The following is an 18,087-nucleotide window of genomic DNA, read 5'->3' as shown; positions in this document are numbered from 1 at the left end:
TTGGTAAGAGGAGCATAGGTTATCATGCGCATCCTTATCACTGGAGGCACAGGATTTGTCGGGAGATGGGCGACTGCTGCGCTCGCAGCCGCTGGCCATGATGTCTACGTAACGTCCCGCAATTTTCTGTCGATGCAGGGTTGCGAAGTAATCGTCTGCGATCTGCTCAGACCCGAGGGGTTGGATGTTGCTTTTGCCAGGGCTCGACCTGAAGTTGTGCTTCATCTGGCCTGGTATGTAGAGCACGGAAAATTCTGGGACGCGGTCGAAAACCTCGATTGGTCCGCTGCGACGATCCGGCTGGTTTCGGCCGCCGAAAAGTGGGGTGTTCGCCGTATCGTCTGCGCCGGCACCTGCATGGAATATGATCTTTCCGAAGGTGGTGCCTGCAACGAAGCGACCACGGCTATTCGGCCATTAAGTCTGTATGCCGTTTCCAAAGACTCGATCCGGCGCATCGTAGGGAAGTTTGCGGCAGACTCCGGAATGGAATTCGTTTGGGCAAGGCTCTTCTTTCTTTTTGGCCCGAACGAACATCCGAACAGACTCGTATCGTCGATCGTGGCGAGCCTGCTCTCGGGGAGGCCGGCAAAAATGACGTCTGGCTCTCAAATCAGAGACTTCTCTGATGTTCGCGATACCGGCGAAGCTCTTGCGGCCCTCGCATTGTCGAAGGTGACTGGTGCGATCAATATTGCTTCCGGCCAGCCGCTGCGCATAAGAGACTTCGCTGAGGAGATTCGAGTGGCCGCAGGCAATGTTGGAGAGCTGCGTTTCGGCGCACTCCCGGACCGTCCAAACGAACCAGCCGCCATAGTGGCCGACGTTACGCGCCTGCGAGACGAGGTCGGATTTCGGCCGATAAGAACGATCAGAGAGCGCCTGTCGGAGACCATAGAATGGTGGCAAGGCGAGCTAGATTTGCAGCTAAAAGTGCATATGCGAGCAACATATGCTGTGTCCAAATAGTAAAACGCAGGCGAATTCCGCGGGCACTTTCCGTGGTGCCCCTCAGTCCGGCGGGCGACGAAACTCGGTATCGGTAGAATTCGATAGTTAAGCCGGCGGTTTTGATTTAACCCGGACTGGTCCATCCCTGTCATGTCGCGGCTAAGATCGTCGAAGAAATCTGCTGATCTCATTCGCGCCCAACGAACGCACCCTCGTGCGTGATGATCTGCTCCCAAGAAACTGGACCGTTTTGAGTTAGAGTTTTCCGCGGCCGAATCCCCAGGCTGGGAGGAGCGGAGGACGATGAAGGCAAGCAGGTTTTCGGAGGCGCAGAAGGCGTTCATTCTCAAGCAGGGCGCCGATGGCGTACCGGTGGCGGACATCTGCCGACGTGCGGGGATCAGCCAGGCGACCTATTTCAACTGGAAGAAGAAATACGAGGGCCTGACACCGCCAGAGATGCGGCGGATGAAGCTGCTCGAGGACGAGAACGCCAAGCTCAGGAAGCTGGTAGCAGACCTGTCTCTCGACAAAGAGATGCTGCAGGACGTCATCCGCCGAAAACTCTAAGGCCTGGCCGTAAGCGAAAGCTCGTGAGTGTGATCTGTAAGGAGTGGAACGTCTCGATCCGCAGGGCGTGTACCGCCCTGGAGTTCGATCGCTCGACCTACCATTATCGGTCACGCAAACCCGACCAGGCCGGCATCGCAGCTCGGATCAAGGAGATCTGCCAGACACGGGTCCGTTACGGCTATAGGCGCGTCCACGTCATGCTCCATCGTGAGGGCTGGGGCATCAACATCAAGAAAACTTATAGGATTTACAATGAGTTGGGACTACAGCTTAGGAACAAGACACCCAAGCGCCGGGTCAAGGCGAAGCTGCGCGACGACCGCGCTCCGGCAACGCGGCCGAACGATGTGTGGGCGATGGACTTCGTCCATGACCAATTGGCGACCGGCAGGAAAATCCGCATCCTTACGGTCGTCGATACCTTCTTGCGCTTCTCGCCCGTCATCGATCCCCGGTTCAGCTATCGGGGAGAAAACGTGGTCGCCACACTCGAACGGGTGTGCGCCAAGGTCGGCTATCCCAAGACGATCAGGGTCGATCAGGGCTCGGAGTTCGTCTCGCGAGATTTGGACGTTTGGGCCTATGCCAAGGGTGTCACGCTGGACTTCTCGCGGCCCGGCAAGCCGACGGACAACGCCTTCATCGAGGCTTTCAATGGCAGGTTCCGCAGCGAGTGCCTGAACACGCACTGGTTCCTGACGCTTGCAGATGCCACCGAAAAGATGGAGGATTGGCTCAGATACTACAACGAGGTCAGACCGCACGGTGCGATCGGCCACAAGACCCCGATCTCGTTGCAGAACCCCGGTGGCGCTGCCAGTCCGCCACCGTGAAAGAGGCCGGAAACTCTAGCCTCAGGCGGTCCAACAAATGGGGGCGGTTCAAAGAGGCCGGAAACTCTAGCCTCAGGCGGTCCAACAAATGGGGGCGGTTCACTGCAGGCCGGACTCTAATCCAAGATGGAGGAAAACCTCAGGGGCAGGTCAGTGACCGCTGCTGGCCTTGTGATACATCAAAGCGCGATTGGGTGAGTGGGAATCCCTTTGATTCCGCCCATGATGAATTTACCCCAGGTTTCGCAGACCGAGTGATTGCAGTATTCGATGGGACGGCAAAACAACGCGCATCCGTCATCTCGTGACGAATCATAATGATCGAATCAATTATTCCGACGCTTAATCCAATTATACGCATCAAGAATGTTGAAGTGATTTTCGATTTCTTGAAAGTCAACCACGGAAGGGTGATACAGCCCGAAGTTGGCCATTTTTCTAGGAGTCATGTAGGCAATAGGAAGGATGGTCCGCTTATCCAGCGACTCCACCAACCTGAAAAAAGCTCGGTATAGGCGCGATTTCAACGCCTTTTTCTGCGTCCGCAACGCCTTGGCTTCGTCAATGGTCCAGGTACGGGGAAAGCGCTTTTTCTTGTGGTGTTCGTAGGATTGCAATTTCAGGTAGCGGGCCAAGTCGACCTCCACGCCGTCAAGATCGCCCAATGCATTTTTGGCAGACAAAGCCGCCAACAGCCAGTTTCTATAGTGCTGCGATCCGGGCGCGCCCAGCGCCGCGCGGACATCTCTACCGCTCATCGCCGACCCGTTGACAAAATTCTCCTTGGCATGAAATTGCTGAAATCCCTCATCCTGTTTGTCGTTGCTATAGTAAAAGCCGAAGGACTGCCGAGAAATACCAATGATCATTTCTGGAGTCGGCACGACAACAATACGCGGAGCGGTGAGGAACGTTACAAAGCAGGCAAAATAATCTGGATATGGCGATTGAAAAAAAGGTACGATCCTTGACCTTTCGCGAATATATTCTCTCTTCCATATAAAATGTTGCGCATTGAAGCTGACATTGTGCCGGAAATGCAGACCGTCGATGCCTAGTTGACGGGCTTGGTCTCTCGGCAATTCGTAGGGACCAGAGGCTTCAACAAAAACAACGCTGTTATTGACCTTCGCGAGGTATCCCTGTGGCGCCCACTGGTGAACGCCTGGATAGGCATAGTGGTAGGCCATGACGTATAGGACGGCGGGCCCATTGAATTTTTGAATCGTCTTGGCTAAACGACGCAGGCACCCAGGGGTCAGAGCGTCATCATCGCCTAACATTATAATATACTGGCCCTGGGCGGCATCAAGCGCCTTGTTCCAGTTCTCTGTCACGGAAAGCGTTTCAGTCGAGCGGATATAGTTTACGCTGAGACCCGTAATCTCCCGCACATAGGGCGCATAGCTGGGCTCCGATGCGTTGTCCGAAATAACGATTTCAAGATCGCGCCAGTCCTGGTCGACGATCGATTCAACAGCGAATTTAAGAAGCTCCAGGCGATTTCGGCTTGGCAGAAGGATTGAGAAAAATGGATTGGCCACGCAAAATTCCTCCCGGGAAATCAAAGGCGCTGGGCTGCCCGTCAACGCCCGCTGCCAGCCAGATAGAACTTTCGACTAATTCCCTATCTCAAGAAAGGGGAAGCCGTCGAACTTGCACGTATGGGCTGAACAAGCTGTCGCCTTTCCAAAATATTGCCGAGTTATTCGAGCGACGAAAAGCGGCCGGCACATCACGGTAACGATCGTTATCAATTGCGTAAGGTCTTGCCTTGGCGATTCTGGCGGCGCCTGAGATACCCGCGGGGGTTCATTGTTAGAAGGAAGCGTTCACAGCTGCGATCGGGGTAGAAGTCATTATTCTCGGAGAGAAACAAATCAACAGCCTCCCACGGGCCAGGCCCAAAGTCTCGATAAGTCGGATGCCCGTTGATATTCGTATCTTCGACGATCAGATAGTCATCTGGTTTGATAAATTTATGATAAAGCCTCAGTTCCTCAAGCACGTGGTCGCAGCGATGATCGCCGTCCAGTATAACGAGAATTTTGTCTTTCGTTTGAGCAAGCGCAGCCATTTCATTGTAGATAGCGGGATCAGTGCTGGACCCCGTCACATATCGAATCCGAGGGTGTTGGGGACGGGCGAACTCCCGCCCCGGGTTGATGTCGATGCTGACAACATCACCTTTCCCGACGAAATCCAGCATATGTGCGAGATAAAGCGTACTGCCGCCTTTGTAAGTACCCACCTCGATAATCAAATCGGGCCGCTTCTGAACGATGATTTCCTGATAGATCCACAGGTCCATCGGGCATTTGAACATTTCATAACCCATCCATGAAAGTACGATGGTATGAAGGCCCCTGCCGCTATCAAGTTTTGAATAGTATAAATCCGAGAATGAGTCCACAAGGTGTCGTTCTTCGCCGGTCAGGATAGGTTCCATGAAGTGGGGAGCAAAGCTCCCGATTCCGTTTGTCGTCGACGCTATCAAGGGCGATACTGAAGTATTTATAGCATCAAATGGCGGACGCGCCTTATTTGACATCCTTTTTCGGAGGCCGGACAGCGTTAGAGCCGCCTTTTGCAAAATTGACACGAGGGCATCCATTCTTGTGAGGGTTCCGCGCCGTCTATAAAGGTTGACGGTAAGATCGTAAAGAGACGGCACCGCTCGACAACGAGGCCATAAAGGAGGCGCTGCGAAGGCCAGCTCAATTCGAGGTTCTACTGTGGCGGAGCTTTCCGGCGCTTCCGGTCTCTCAGTGATCAATCTTACATTCGTCATCGCAGGCGGCATGCCTCGGCGCACCGCCTTCAGAGGCCGATAGAGGCGCAACCAAAAAGTTTGCCGAGAGCTACAGAGCATTTCCGGCGGACGCGGAACACCAACTGTTTCTGATCAACTCCAATGATGGCCTGACCGCCGAAATCTGCAGCTATTTTGAGCGAATTGAATATAATGTAATCCAGATATCCAGGGTCCGGACGGGATATCGGCGCGCATCAGGTTGCCGCCACGACGACGGACGCTGACGATTGAATCATGTACTTTTGGTCCTTGGCTTATTTTTGTCAAGGAGGCTGGCTGAAGGTTTCTGTGACGCGCGAGACGTATATGGGGAAGGCCGGTTCGGATCGACGTCTTCGCTCGATCGGAACCCCCATCTTCGCAGCACCGGTTGCTTCGTCCGATCTGAGCGCCTCCATCGTTATCGCAATTTTTGCAATAGTCGCGAAGAATGTCTGGAGTTTGAACCTGGCTCCGATTCTCTCAGCCTACGGTGTGTGCGGCGTTAGAGATAGGGGGCATGGCTCGTAGCGCCGGACGACATCGTGCCCCTGAGCGACGCGCATCGTCCGGACAACATCTCCCGCCGCGGCGATCAGTCGAACATTTGGACATGCGACAGGCGCGCTGATATCTTCGACTAAGCCTCATGCAAGGACAGCCAATTATATATCAACGCCGTAGATGGTCTGTCGCTACCTCCCAAACCCGCCGAGATGACAACGCCGCTGGAACCGGCTTCTCTGCCCTCAAGCTGCTCGCAGTCCGTATCTGCCTTAGGGATTTACGAGTCTACGTCCTAGCCCAATGTCATGCGCTCTTTTCATTTTTCCGCTAGTATGCCACAGTTGCCGCTCGTGATATATGCATCCTGGACAGGGGCATGGTTGAAAAAATAGATATTGATTCTTCCACGACCGGTAAAAGGCCGACCGTATTTGTTTTTTACCTACTTAGGAAAGGCAACAGTGTTCTACACTTTGCATCATTCTTGAAGAGTTTGCGTGAATACAGGACAGCAATACGATACACGCCGGTCGTCATTCAAAAAGGTTTTCCCACTGGCTTCCGCCATCATCTGATCGACGCATGGGTTACTGAAGATGGGGAACGTGCCCAGGTCATTGACGTATCTGATGATGGCTATGATTTGCTCGCCTATCGCAAGGCAGCCTTGCAGGCTGACACAGATTACTGCCTTTTTTTCAATTCATATTCGAAAATACTCGGCCATCTCTGGCTGGATTATTACGTTAACGCCATAACTGAATTGGGTGAGAATAGTCTCATCGGCGCGACTGGTAGTTGGCAAGGGGCAACGGAGGACGATGCCTTCCCTAATGTACATATTCGTACAAACGCGTTTCTCATATCGCGGAAGCTATTTCTGTCTATCGAGGCTCCTCTTATTAGCAAATACGATAACTACATGCTGGAACATGGACCTCGCAGCATGACGAATATGGTAATCGAGGGAGGCGGGTCCGTTGCTGTTGTCGATCGAAATGGTGGCGTCATATTTCCAGAACAATGGCCAGACAGAAACGTATTTTGGCGTGGCGATCAGGAGCTTCTTTTAATTTCAGATAATCGAACACTTGAATATGAAGTTACGAATCCACGCAGAAGGTTGCGTTTTTCTAGATGCGCGTGGGGTCAGGAGCGATCTCATGTCGTCGAACGCTCCAAGGCTAGAAGATTCGCATGCGTGCTTCGCGACAAGCTTAAGTCGCTTTATGCCTATGCCTCACTCTTGTATGTTCTGGCAACGCGATCATCACATCCTCATTCGCGCAAGCCATCCAATGTGACGTATGGGATGTCAGCGCGGGGGCATTGACCCACAGACCTCCGAACAATCCGCTCGCGATTGACAGATTGAGTTCGAAGTGTGCGCTCTCTGCCCGGCAAACCCTTGTGCACGTTGACATTCATTGTGCCCAATTGAATGCGCTGACGATGGACCCGATTCAGAAATCGGGTCCGATGCTTTAGGGCGTCTAGGACTTGGCTTGATTCTCGGTGGCCAGGTGTCGATCGCGGGCAGCGCCGACGCATTCCTTAGCTTGGTGCGCGCCCGAAATGAGAAAGGCTGACCTGAGACCCTGAACTTCCTCCAGAATTCGGTAGAGTCCGTCGAACAGGAGACGGACTATGCGACCTTCTACAAGTTCAAGGCGAAGTATGGCGGGATGGACGTGTCGGACGCGCGCCGGCTGAAGGCGCTGGAAGACGAGAACGCTCGGCTGAAGAAGCTCTTGGCCGAGCAGATGCTGGACAACGCGATCCTGAAGGATGTCGCCTCAAAAAAATGGTGACGCCCGATGCGAAGCACCAGTGCCGTGGAAGATTTCCGCTAAAAGAAGAATGCTTTGAGGCAATTGAATAAGAATACTTTGAAGCGACATCGCTTTGTCCACAGTTTTTACGAAAGGTTGATATGGCTGGAAGTGTGGCGACAGAACCTCGCCGCGAGGTCGCTCTTTCATCAAATTGATGCTTAATCAAGTATCATAGCTTTAGAAGGGAGATCATCTCTCCGTGGTCTACTAAAATGGCGAGCCTCGTCAAAATAGGATCTGACAAAAAGAAGGCGGTGCCTGAACCGGTGAAGGGGTTGCAGACAGGCTGGCGGCTTTGATCGCGTGCGCACTCAGGAGTCGCCCGAACGGGGTAGGCGGGCCCACTATGAAACGTTAGAGAAACGTTGCGCCGTCGTCTGGGCGAAATATTCACTGGTGACAACAAAATCCAACGTCGGAGCTAGGTCGTTATGATTGAGAGTATTGCTGTACTCTATTTGTTAAGAAACGGGAATGATTCATTGTGGCTGAAGGCCTTCATCCGAAGTTTGCGAAAGCACCCGACGAAGGTGAATTATATACCTATTCTGATCCACAAGGGCTTTTTATCCGAAACGGAGCACTCACTGACTTCTTCTTGGGTAACCGAGAATGGGCAGAGAGCAAAAAGTGTATTTGTGTCAGACGATGGGTTTGATTTGACAGCCTACAGAACAGTGGCTTCGCAGCTTACGTCCTCGCACTGCCTTTTTTTCAATTCCTACGCCCGTATATTGGGAAGCGGGTGGCTTGAAGCCTATGTACACGCATATTCACAGTTGGGAGATCACTCAGCTGTTGGAGCGACGGGGAGTTGGAGATCGATCGAACCGGATCTCCCTTTTCCGAGTCCACATCTACGCACAACAGCTATTTTTCTGAGACGTGAGCTCTTTCTCTCCTTTGCAAATCCGTTTGTTACAAAGGAGCAGTGCGTGAAATTTGAGACGGGGGTAGACGGGCTGTCACATACCATCCTGCAATCGGGTGGAAAGATAGCGGTGGTGGGAAAATCTGGCCGCATATGGGGTCCCCTGGACTGGCCGGAGTCGCGGACATATTATTCCGGCGATCAAGAAGAATTGCTGGTTGGTGATAATCGGACGCACGAGTATCAAGTTACCAAAGCGCGCGGCAGGCGACGGCGATCGGAGGCGGCGTGGGGTCCTCGTGCCAATGCAACTAGCAGGTCCTGGATTTACAGGCGTTATGTTGATTGGCAATGGAAACATGGATACCCGGTGCCCTAAATCGCGGCAAAGATGAAGAAAGCCCAGGTTGAGCATGACCTCCCGGCGAGGCACCTGAGCGCGAGCATTCCGCCCTCCCGAGCCTCAATGCGCCAGTCCCGGGCGTTGTCGACCCAGCAAAGTCGCGGCCGCATGATGAGGGCATTGGCGGGTTTCGGAGGCAAGTGGTATTGTACGCGTGCAGCGTGTCAAAGCGCTGCCGGACTTGTGTTGTCGAAAGCCGTTGAAGTCGGCTCGTCTAGGTCTCGAAACAAAAGGGGAAACACCCATGAGGAAGTTCATTATAGCGGCGGCGGTTGCCGCATTTAGTTTAACAGCTGCCATCGGCGCTTCACAGGCAGCGACGCCAACTCCTAAGAAGCCCGTTCACCACTACCATCATCATTATCATCATGTAGTGCACCATCATCATGTGGTGCACCATCACGATGTGGTTCATCACTCGATGTAATCGGGCATAGGCAGCCTTCGGGGCGCCGTGAGAAGGACCAGGGAAGATCCGGCATGAGTCGGGTCTTTCTGCTATGTATTAGGCAAGGGCGCCTCTTCGAGGTGAAAGTCCTTCCACGTGTGAAAGCGCTGAAGCGATGCCCCGACTCCAGACATCCTCAGGTTCTTAAATAAACTATCGAATTTCAAAGATCGGTGGAGCAAGGTGCGTCTTACGCAAACACTGCTTTGCACCATTCGACGACGGCTGCTCACCGATCGATAGCGAGACTGTGAACGTCATGTGTCTTCCAATCCGATCGGCGATGTGAGATTTCATCGATCGATGATCCGATCCTGGTTCCGCCATCTTCTGCCTATCCTTGCGATTGTGGGCATGGTTCTTGCGCCCCTCGCTGCGCCCGCCGGTACCGGCGCGCTGGCGGCGGGGATGGCGATGTCTGGCGATATGCCTTGCTGTGCCGACCAACATGAAAAGCACATGCCGGATTGCGGAAAGATGGCATGCCCGGACGTTGCCGTCTGCATGGCGAAGTGCTTCGCCAGCGGCGCGGTCGGCGCCGCGCGACTTCCCACGCCATCGCATGGGACGCGATTGATCGGACTGCCGGCTGAAGCCCAGCTGACCGGCTTGGCGCCGCCTCCATTGATAAGACCCCCAAGAGCCTAGATTCCCGCCGTCACTTCGCGCGCGGCCTGTCGCCGCCACCGCCTTGTTCCGCCAATTCGGCGGATCCGACACCCGAATCCAGGTATCCTTCATGCTTATTTTTCGTTCCACGCGCGCCCTCGGCGCCGCGTTCGTCGCTCTGTCGCTGAGCGCTTCGGTCTCCTCCGCCTTTGCTGGGGCTAGCGATTACGAGTTTCAGCTGCTCCAGCCCGAAGCGCAGGTTAGCAACGATGCGGTCGTCGCCGTCCGGCTCGTCGACAAGCGATCCGGCAAACCGGTACCCGATGCCGTGGTCTTCGCCTCGCGTATCGACATGGCGCCGGCCGGCATGGCGGGGATGGCCGCGCCCATCGAGGCAATGCCGTCCACCGAAACCGGCATTTATCGCTTCAAGGCCCGCCTGGCGATGGCGGGTGGCTGGCGTCTCTCGCTGGCCGCCAAGGTCCAGGGCGAGATGGAGACCGTCCAAAGCCAGCTGACCTTCAAGGCCACGCCATGAGCTATCGGATCGCTTCGACGATCCTCACCTTCGCTGCGATCGGTGCGGCGGGGGCTGGAGGATATTATGCGGGCCAGGACGGCTTGCGGTGGCCGGGTGTGACGATCTCCACCGCCCAGGCTACCCAGGCGCCGGCAGCCGCATCCGGGCCGATCGTCTATTATCGGGATCCCGACGGCAAGCCGTCTTATTCGGCCGGGCCACGCAAGACCGCGGCCGGCCACGATTATCTGCCAGTTCATGCCGACGAGGATATCAGCTTCGACGAGGCGTCGGGCGAGGCGGTGTCACCTGCGGCGACCACCGCGAAGGCGGCGAGCCCTGCGGGTGCCAAGCGCATCCTCTACTATCGCAACCCGATGGGCCTGCCTGATACTTCGCAGGCGCCCAAGAAGGATTCGATGGGGATGGATTATATCCCCGTCTTCGAAGGCGACAGTGATGACGGCGACGCCGTCAAGGTCAGCCCCGGCAAGCTGCAGCGCACCGGCGTCCGCACTGAGACCGCTCAGAGCCGCATCCTCTCGCTGCCCGTGCGCGCCTCCGGCACGATACAGCTGGACGAGCGGCGCATCTCGGTGGTGGCGACACGCTCCGATGCCTTCATCGATCATGTCGAGGACGTCACGACGGGCGATCGGGTCAGCAAGGGCCAACCCTTGCTGCGCCTTTATTCGCCCGATATCGCCGCCGCATCGGCACAATACCTGTCCAGCCTCGGGGCTCAAGGCTCACGCCAGCGCCTGGAAAACCTCAATGTCCCCGCCGAGGTCATCGATGAGATCGAGCGCAACCGCAAGGCCGCGACCTCGATCGTCTGGACGGCGCCACGCAACGGCATCGTCACCGAGCGCAACGTCGTCGAGGGCATGAAGGCCGCCCCCGGCGATGTGCTGTTCCGGCTTGCCGATATATCGACGGTGTGGGCGCTCATCGATGTCACCGAGCGCGACCTGCCGATGATCGCGGTCGGGCAGACTGTGACGGTTCGCGCCCGAGGCTTCGTCGATAGCAGCTTCGCAGGCAGGGTCACGGTCATTTATCCGCAGGTCAACAAGGAGACTCGCACCACGCGGGTGCGCGTCGAATTGGCAAATCCGGACGGCATTCTGCGGCCCGACATGTATGTCGATGCCGAAATCGCCACCGGCTCTCAGGCACCGGTCACCACCGTGCCCATGAGCGCCGTTATCGACAGCGGCACCAGGCAGGTCGTGATCGTCGACAAGGGCGAAGGCCGCTTCGAGCCGCGTACCGTCACGCTCGGTCAACGCAATTCCGATTTCGCGGAGATCAAGGACGGTGTGGCGCCAGGCGACAAGGTCGTCGTCGCCGCGAACTTCCTGATCGATGCGGAAAGCAACCTCAAGGCCGCCTTGCAGGGCCTGGCCACGTCGGGAGACGGCAAATGATCGCGTCCCTCATCACCTGGTCGGCCCGCAACATCATGCTGGTGCTGATCGCCAGCCTGCTCGCGGTCGCCGGCGGCGCCTATGCGCTGACCCATCTGCCACTTGATGCCATCCCCGACCTCTCCGATACGCAGGTCATCGTCTACACCGAAGATCCCGGCCAGGCCCCGCAGGTGGTCGAGGATCAGGTTACCTATCCGCTGACCACCGCCATGCTCACCGTGCCCAAGTCCAAGGCGGTGCGTGGTTTCTCCTTCTTCGGCGTCTCCTTCGTCTACATCATCTTCGAGGACGGCACCGATATCTACTGGGCCCGCTCCCGCGTGCTCGAATATCTCAACGCCGCGGCCACGCGCCTGCCGGCGGGCGTCTCGCCGACGTTGGGCCCCGACGCCACCGGTGTCGGCTGGGTTTATCAATATGCTGTCACGGCCGAGAACCAGAGCCTGGCCGAGACGCGCAGTACGCAGGATTACGCGCTGCGCTATGGCCTCGCCAAGGCCGACGGCGTGGCGGAGATCGCCAGCGTCGGCGGCTTCGTCAAGCAGTATAACGTGGTCGTCGATCCCCAGAAGATGCGCGATCTCGGCATCACGCTCGACAAGGTCCGCGAGGTCGTCCGCGGCAGCAACACCGACGTCGGTGGCCGCACCCTCGAACTGTCGGGCTTCGAGTTCATCGTGCGCGGCAGGGGCTATCTGCGCGGTGTCGATGATATCGGCAAGATCGTGCTGAAGGTCGACAACGGCACGCCTGTGCTGCTCAAGGATGTGGCGCGGATCGAGCTCGGGCCGGACGAAAGACAGGGCATCACCGAACTCAACGGCGAAGGCGAGGTTGCCAGTGGCATCGCCCTGCAGCGTTCTGGCTCCAATGCGCTCGATGTCATCGACAACATCAAGGAGCGTATCGGCACCCTGATGCCGAGTCTGCCGGAAGGCACCAGGATCGTGCCGGTCTATGACCGCTCCAACCTGATCCTGTCGGCGATCGAGACGCTCAAGCACACGCTGCTCGAGGAAAGCGTCATCGTGGCGATCGTCTGCATCGTCTTCCTCCTGCATATACGCAGTGCCCTTGTCGCCATCCTCATGCTGCCGGTCGGCATCCTGATGGCCTTCGGCGCCATGCGACTGCTCGGCCTCGGAGCCAACATCATGAGCCTGGGCGGTATTGCCATCGCCATCGGTGCCATGATCGACGGCGCCATCGTCATGATCGAGAACGCCCATAAACATCTGGAGCGAGCGGCGCCCGACAAGTCCAGAGCCGAGGTGCTGATCGAGGCGGCCCGCGAGGTTGGCCCGTCGCTGTTCTTCAGCCTGCTGGTCATCACCGTTTCATTCATGCCGATCTTCACGCTTGAATCGCAGGAAGGTCGCTTGTTCGGGCCACTGGCCTTCACCAAGACGTTCTCGATGGCCGCGGCGGCCATCCTGTCCATCACGCTGGTGCCGGTGCTGATGATCCTGTTCGTGCGCGGCAAGATCATTCCCGAACAGAGGAATCCAATCAACCGAGCGCTGATCTGGGTCTACCGGCCGCTGATTCGCGGCGTGCTCAAGGCCAAGACGCTGACTATTGTGCTGGCGATCGCCGCGCTCTGCGTCAGCGCCTGGCCTCTCGGCAGGATCGGCACCGAGTTCATGCCGGCTCTGAACGAAGGCACGCTGCTCTACATGCCGACGACATTGCCGGGCATCTCTGTAACGTCAGCGGCTCAACTGCTGCAGACGCAGGACCGCATCATCAAGAGCTTCCCTGAGGTCGCATCCGTCTATGGCAAGGCCGGACGGGCGGATACCTCGACCGATCCCGCGCCGAGCGAGATGTTCGAGACGGTCATCAACCTCAAGCCGAAGGATCAATGGCGGCCCGGGGTGACGACCGACAGCCTCACCGCCGAGATGGACAGGGCTCTCCAATTCCCGGGTGTCTCGAACGCCTGGACCATGCCGATCAAAGCCCGTACCGACATGCTCGCCACCGGCATCCGTACACCCGTCGGCATCAAGGTACTTGGCAGGGACCTTGGCGAGATGGAGAAGGTCGCCCGCGAGATCGAGACGGTGATGCGCAATGTGCCCGGCACCTCCAGCGCCTATGCCGAACGTGTCGTCGGCGGCTATTATCTCGATATCGTGCCGGATCGAGATGCGCTTGCCCGCTACGGTCTGATGGTGGGCAATCTCCAGGACACCGTCTCGATGGCGCTCGGCGGCGACACCGTCACCACCACTGTGGAGGGTCGGGAGCGCTACACTGTCAATGTGCGCTATCCCCGCGACCTGCGCAGCGATCCGCAGTCTATCGCCGGCGACGTGCTGGTCTCGATGCCGAATGGCGGTACCGTGCCTCTCGGCGGAGTCGCCAAGGTGGAACTCGCGCGAGGCCCGACCTCGATCCGGACCGAGAACGGCCAACTCGCCCTCTACATCTATGTCGACATGCACGACCGCGATCTCGGCAGCTATATCGCCGACGCACAGAAGGCTGTGGCCGACAACGTTCACTTCCCGCCGGGCACCTATGTGCAGTGGAGCGGGCAGTTCGAATATCTGCAGCGCGCCGAGGCCAAGCTAAAGATCGTTGTCCCCGTGACGCTGATGATCATCTTCCTGCTGCTCTATCTGAACTTCGGGCGGCTTACCGAAACCTTGATCGTCATGCTGTCACTGCCCTTCGCGCTGGTGGGCGGGCTCTGGCTGATGTGGTGGCTCGGCTTCAACCTTTCGGTTGCTGTCGTCGTTGGCTTCATCGCTCTATCAGGCGTAGCCGCCGAGACCGGCGTCGTCATGTTGATGTATCTCGACCAGGCGCTGAACGAGCTCCGGATGGAGCGGCAGGCGGCCGGCCGCACCTTCACACGCGCGGATCTCAACGACGCGATCATGCTGGGCGCCGTCGAGCGCGTGCGGCCTAAGATGATGACGGTGGTCGCCATCATGGCCGGTCTCGTGCCGATCCTGTGGAGCACCGGCACGGGTTCTGAGATCATGCAGCGCATCGCGGTGCCGATGATCGGCGGCATGGTCTCCTCGACCTTGCTGACACTCATCGTGATCCCGGCGATCTATAGCCTGGTCAAGGGATGGCGGCTGCGATCAAGTGCTCCTGAATCTGAGGCCGGAGATGCCCCAGTTTTCGCCGCAGCTGAATGACCACGACACATGATACCGCAGCCGCCTTGGTCGCTCGATCATCGAGGTTCTGGCGATTGTTGGGGCCTCACTCATCCACGGGTTCAAGCTGCTCAGTACGATGCAGCGGGCTCTTCCATCCCGTGGGCGAGCCCCCTCTGAAAAACACGGCTCTCGCCTGTCGGCTCTCCGGTCGACGGATCGTCCTTGGAGCAAACGGCGGTTGTGACTTGAGGCCCGAGGCCTACGATCGAGCCGCCGTCGTCGAGCCCCCTGACTGGAGACAGATCCATGACCGTCGCTGTTACCGAAGCTCCCTGGAAGATCGCAGCCGTCCTGCTCGCTCGCTTGATCTTCGCGGGTCTTTTCATCATGGCCGCCGCCTTCAAATTCGCCAATATCGAAGGCACCGCTGCTTTCATTGCGGCAGCCGGTTTCCCGGCCTCGCTCTTCCTGGCCTGGTGCGCTGCGTTGTTCGAATGCCTGCTGATCCTCGGCTTTCTCACCGGCGCCTTCTTTACGGAGACCGCACTGCTCGCCGCCGTCTATGTGGTCTTCCTCGCTTTTTCCTTCCATGGTCCCAGCCATTGGGCGGGCAATCAGGCCGAGTTCGGCTTCTTCGTCGACCACTTCACTTTCATCGCCGGCCTGTTGTTCGCCGCCGCGCATGGGCCGGGGCGTGTGCTAGCCTTGCGGTTTGGCCTGATCGGCAGGGGCCATGAGGAGCAGGCCGCCTAATGGGGCGGGGGAAGAGGGTAGTCGTCTTCCAAAATGGGCAACGTCAGAGCCCGACGGCCTCGGTTGCGGGTTGGAAGGCGGGGCCGATGCGCTTAGTCCGTGCTGGAGGCGAACCACCACCAACTGCGCTTGCTGCGCGAGGCGAGCTGGCTTCCCGAGCGCGACAGGCTCGGCACCACGGCGAGCTTGGTGATCTCGCCATTGCGGTAGGCGCGCAGGAAGCGGTTGTAATCCTTGAAGGAGACGCAGCCATTCGAATCGCCGCGCGGCCCGAGCATATAGGTGTGGGCGAGCAGGCCGACGCGGCCATAGACATTGCCCCCGCCCGCAGGGGTCAGCCGCAGTGCGGCGACGCCGTGGAACAGTTGCTCGCGCGGCGAGAGATCATAGGTGTGTGGCGGTGTCGCCCCCCGATTCTTCGCGTGGACGGAACCGGGATCGTCCAGCATGCCGCCCAGGCCCGAATGTGCCTCCAGCTTCTCCCCGTTGGGCAGGTAGACCGTGTGGGCGGCGATGTCATAGACAGCCGTGCGGTTGCCGAAGCTTGGCATGGAGATTGCCGGCGCGGAAGGCGGGGCCGGAGACGGGCGCCTCTCGGCTGGATCCAGCGAGGCGAGGACGGGGCCGGGACGTCGGACCGGGCTCGCCGGCGGCAGCGGTATGGGAGCTGCTGGGGGTTCGGCTTCCGACAGCGTCACATCGCGTATCGGGGGCAGGGGAACCGTGTCGGGAAGGCTGCCGGTGACGGGGGGATCATCGGCTTCGGCACTGGGCGGGGCAGCCGGCGCCACCGTCTCCGGGGCTGGGGGGTTGGCGTTCACCGCCGTCACGGTGCTGATGGTGGGCGACGCCAGTTCTGAATCATTGGCATAGGGTGTCAGGCTCGCCAGCACAGGTCCCAGCGAAGGCGTCAGCTGATCGGCCCGCCGCACGGGCACGCCGGGCGCGATCTCCAAGCCGTCCCGCACCATGGCCGGCATGCTGCCGTCGGCGCTCGCCATCGGGCCAGGCGTAGAGGCATTGTCGTTCTGGTTCGCCGCCACCGTCTCCTCGGCGATGATGAGAGTGGGATCATCGACCACCAGCGCCGACTCGGGCAGCTGGTTGGACGCCATCACCGTCTTGGGCGCGAAGGGGTCGGCGACACGCAGATTCGGGCTTGCCGACAGCGAGGTGACCACCACGGAGGGTGCAGCCAGCGTGATCGCCGTCCAGGCCGTCGCTACCGCGCCAAAGCCAATTCCGCCGATGAGCAGCCAGCGGAATCTCATTCGGCGCGGCACACGACCATCAGAAGAAGCGACGTCGCGGGACGCACGAACATAGGTCATAGAACTGATTTCCGGGACGGTCACACGAGGTTGCTCGCCCCGTGAAGCCATCGGCTGAGCGTCAAGGTCGGCTGCTGCGAAAGGCGGGTTTGCGCGCGGCCAGCGAAATTCCAGTCAAGATCGGCCTTTGGCCGACTTGGAGGAGTGTGCCCAATCTTGGTAACCAAACCCTTTACGCTGCGTGCGAGTTTGGGCCGCGAGGGCAATATCCCGGTAACCTCTCGCCGCGGATGCTGGACAGGAGGGCTGGATGGGGCAAGGTTTGGCTAATCCTTCCTTGCCCGGACGCCAGTATTAACCATTCGAGGAAATTTCATGGCCGGAATCGCCCTGAACCAAGGCTTGCGCGTTCTTGTCACCGCGGGCGCCTCCGGCATTGGCCGCTCGATCGCCGATCTCCTGATCGAGAACGGGGCGAGGGTGCATGTCTGCGATGTCGCCGAGCACTACCTTGCAGATTTCCGCGATGCCCATCCCGGGCATGGCGCCAGCCTCTGCGATGTCTCCGATGAGGCCGCCGTCGGGAGGCTGTTCGATGAGGTGCGCGAAGGGCTCGGTGGCCTCGACGCCCTCATCAACAATGCCGGCATTGCCGGGCCGACGGGCGGTGTCGAGGAGATCGCGCCGGCCGACTGGCGCCGCACCATCGACGTCTGCCTCACCGGGCAGTTCCTCTGCACCCACCATGCCGTGCCCCTGCTCAAACAGGCCGGCAATGGCGCCATCGTCAACCTCTCTTCGGCGGCGGGGCGCTATGGCTATGCCTTCCGCACGCCCTATTCGGCGGCGAAATGGGGCGTCATCGGCTTTACCCAGAGTTTGGCCAAAGAACTGGGGCCTTCCGGCATCCGCGTCAACGCCATCCTGCCCGGGATCATCCGCGGGCCGCGCATGGAGGGCGTGATCCGGGCCCGCGCCGAACAGGTAGGGGTGAGCTATCAGGCGATGGAACAGGAATATCTCAACCGCATCTCGCTGCGCCGCATGACGGCCCCCGAGGATGTCGCCGCCATGGTGCTCTTCCTGCTCTCACCGGCCGGCATCAACATCTCCGGCCAGTCGCTCGGCGTGGACGGCAACGTGGAGTCGCTGTGAGGGGGCTCG

12 protein-coding genes and 1 pseudogene are annotated in these 18,087 nt (G+C 58.6%); 10 read left to right on the top strand and 3 right to left on the bottom strand.

Going from position 1 to position 18,087, the window contains the following annotated elements; all coding sequences use genetic code 11:
- Positions 1 to 24 precede the first annotated feature (24 nt).
- Together ACMDCR_RS28065 and ACMDCR_RS28060 are read left to right on the top strand one after the other, a co-directional pair.
- The gene (locus ACMDCR_RS28065; RefSeq protein WP_413989768.1) at positions 25 to 969 is read left to right on the top strand and encodes an NAD-dependent epimerase/dehydratase family protein; all 945 of its coding nucleotides are present in this window, start codon (positions 25 to 27) and stop codon (positions 967 to 969) included.
- A gap of 285 nt (positions 970 to 1,254) precedes the next feature.
- Positions 1,255 to 2,357, top strand: a protein-coding gene (locus ACMDCR_RS28060) for an IS3 family transposase (protein WP_413989190.1) whose coding sequence is annotated in 2 segments (ribosomal slippage) — positions 1,255 to 1,516 and positions 1,516 to 2,357 — 1,104 coding nt in all. Because the reading frame shifts where the segments join, the coding sequence is not laid out codon by codon here.
- Between the two features lie 326 nt (positions 2,358 to 2,683).
- On the opposite strand, the gene ACMDCR_RS28055 is transcribed toward ACMDCR_RS28060, so the two are convergent.
- Together ACMDCR_RS28055 and ACMDCR_RS28050 are read right to left on the bottom strand one after the other, a co-directional pair.
- On the bottom strand, positions 2,684 to 3,901 hold the full coding sequence (locus tag ACMDCR_RS28055; protein ID WP_413989767.1) for a glycosyltransferase: 1,218 nt from the start codon (positions 3,899 to 3,901) through the stop codon (positions 2,684 to 2,686).
- A gap of 209 nt (positions 3,902 to 4,110) precedes the next feature.
- Complete coding sequence (locus ACMDCR_RS28050; protein ID WP_413989766.1) at positions 4,111 to 4,971, bottom strand: CmcI family methyltransferase; 861 nt, start codon at positions 4,969 to 4,971, stop codon at positions 4,111 to 4,113.
- A gap of 1,063 nt (positions 4,972 to 6,034) precedes the next feature.
- Here ACMDCR_RS28050 and ACMDCR_RS28045 point away from each other — a divergent pair.
- From ACMDCR_RS28045 to ACMDCR_RS28015, 7 genes and pseudogenes are all read left to right on the top strand, one after another.
- Positions 6,035 to 6,991, top strand: a complete 957-nt coding sequence (locus tag ACMDCR_RS28045; protein ID WP_413989765.1) for a hypothetical protein — start codon at positions 6,035 to 6,037, stop codon at positions 6,989 to 6,991.
- Between the two features lie 316 nt (positions 6,992 to 7,307).
- A pseudogene (locus ACMDCR_RS28040) lies at positions 7,308 to 7,463 on the top strand (transposase); the annotation flags it as partial.
- A 1,548-nt stretch (positions 7,464 to 9,011) separates the two neighbouring features.
- The gene (locus ACMDCR_RS28035; protein WP_413989764.1) at positions 9,012 to 9,194 is read left to right on the top strand and encodes a hypothetical protein; all 183 of its coding nucleotides are present in this window, start codon (positions 9,012 to 9,014) and stop codon (positions 9,192 to 9,194) included.
- 760 nt (positions 9,195 to 9,954) lie between these two features.
- A complete protein-coding gene (locus ACMDCR_RS28030) occupies positions 9,955 to 10,362 on the top strand; it encodes a FixH family protein (protein ID WP_413989763.1) in 408 nt (135 codons plus the stop codon).
- Entirely contained in the window at positions 10,359 to 11,774 is a 1,416-nt protein-coding gene (locus tag ACMDCR_RS28025; protein ID WP_413989762.1) for an efflux RND transporter periplasmic adaptor subunit, read from the top strand. The genes ACMDCR_RS28030 and ACMDCR_RS28025 overlap by 4 nt, the downstream gene beginning before the upstream one ends.
- Positions 11,771 to 14,935, top strand: a complete 3,165-nt coding sequence (locus ACMDCR_RS28020; RefSeq protein WP_413989761.1) for an efflux RND transporter permease subunit — start codon at positions 11,771 to 11,773, stop codon at positions 14,933 to 14,935. The genes ACMDCR_RS28025 and ACMDCR_RS28020 overlap by 4 nt, the downstream gene beginning before the upstream one ends.
- Before the next feature lie 270 nt (positions 14,936 to 15,205).
- Positions 15,206 to 15,652, top strand: a complete 447-nt coding sequence (locus ACMDCR_RS28015) for a DoxX family protein (protein ID WP_413989760.1) — start codon at positions 15,206 to 15,208, stop codon at positions 15,650 to 15,652.
- 92 nt (positions 15,653 to 15,744) lie between these two features.
- Here the strand turns inward: ACMDCR_RS28015 and ACMDCR_RS28010 are convergent, their stop codons facing one another.
- Positions 15,745 to 16,983, bottom strand: a complete 1,239-nt coding sequence (locus ACMDCR_RS28010; protein WP_413989759.1) for a DUF2778 domain-containing protein — start codon at positions 16,981 to 16,983, stop codon at positions 15,745 to 15,747.
- A gap of 315 nt (positions 16,984 to 17,298) precedes the next feature.
- On the opposite strand from ACMDCR_RS28010, the gene ACMDCR_RS28005 reads away from it, so the two are divergent.
- Positions 17,299 to 18,078: an SDR family oxidoreductase gene (locus tag ACMDCR_RS28005; RefSeq protein WP_413989758.1), complete on the top strand. Its 780-nt coding sequence runs from the start codon at positions 17,299 to 17,301 to the stop codon at positions 18,076 to 18,078.
- The last annotated feature ends 9 nt before the right edge of the window (positions 18,079 to 18,087 follow it).

The sequence above is a fragment of the Labrys okinawensis genome, assembly GCF_047345005.1.
Taxonomy (GTDB): Bacteria; Pseudomonadota; Alphaproteobacteria; order Rhizobiales; family Labraceae; genus Labrys; species Labrys okinawensis.
The sequence above is the reverse complement of the archived record's forward strand: the minus strand, read 5'-3'. Positions and strand labels throughout refer to the sequence as shown.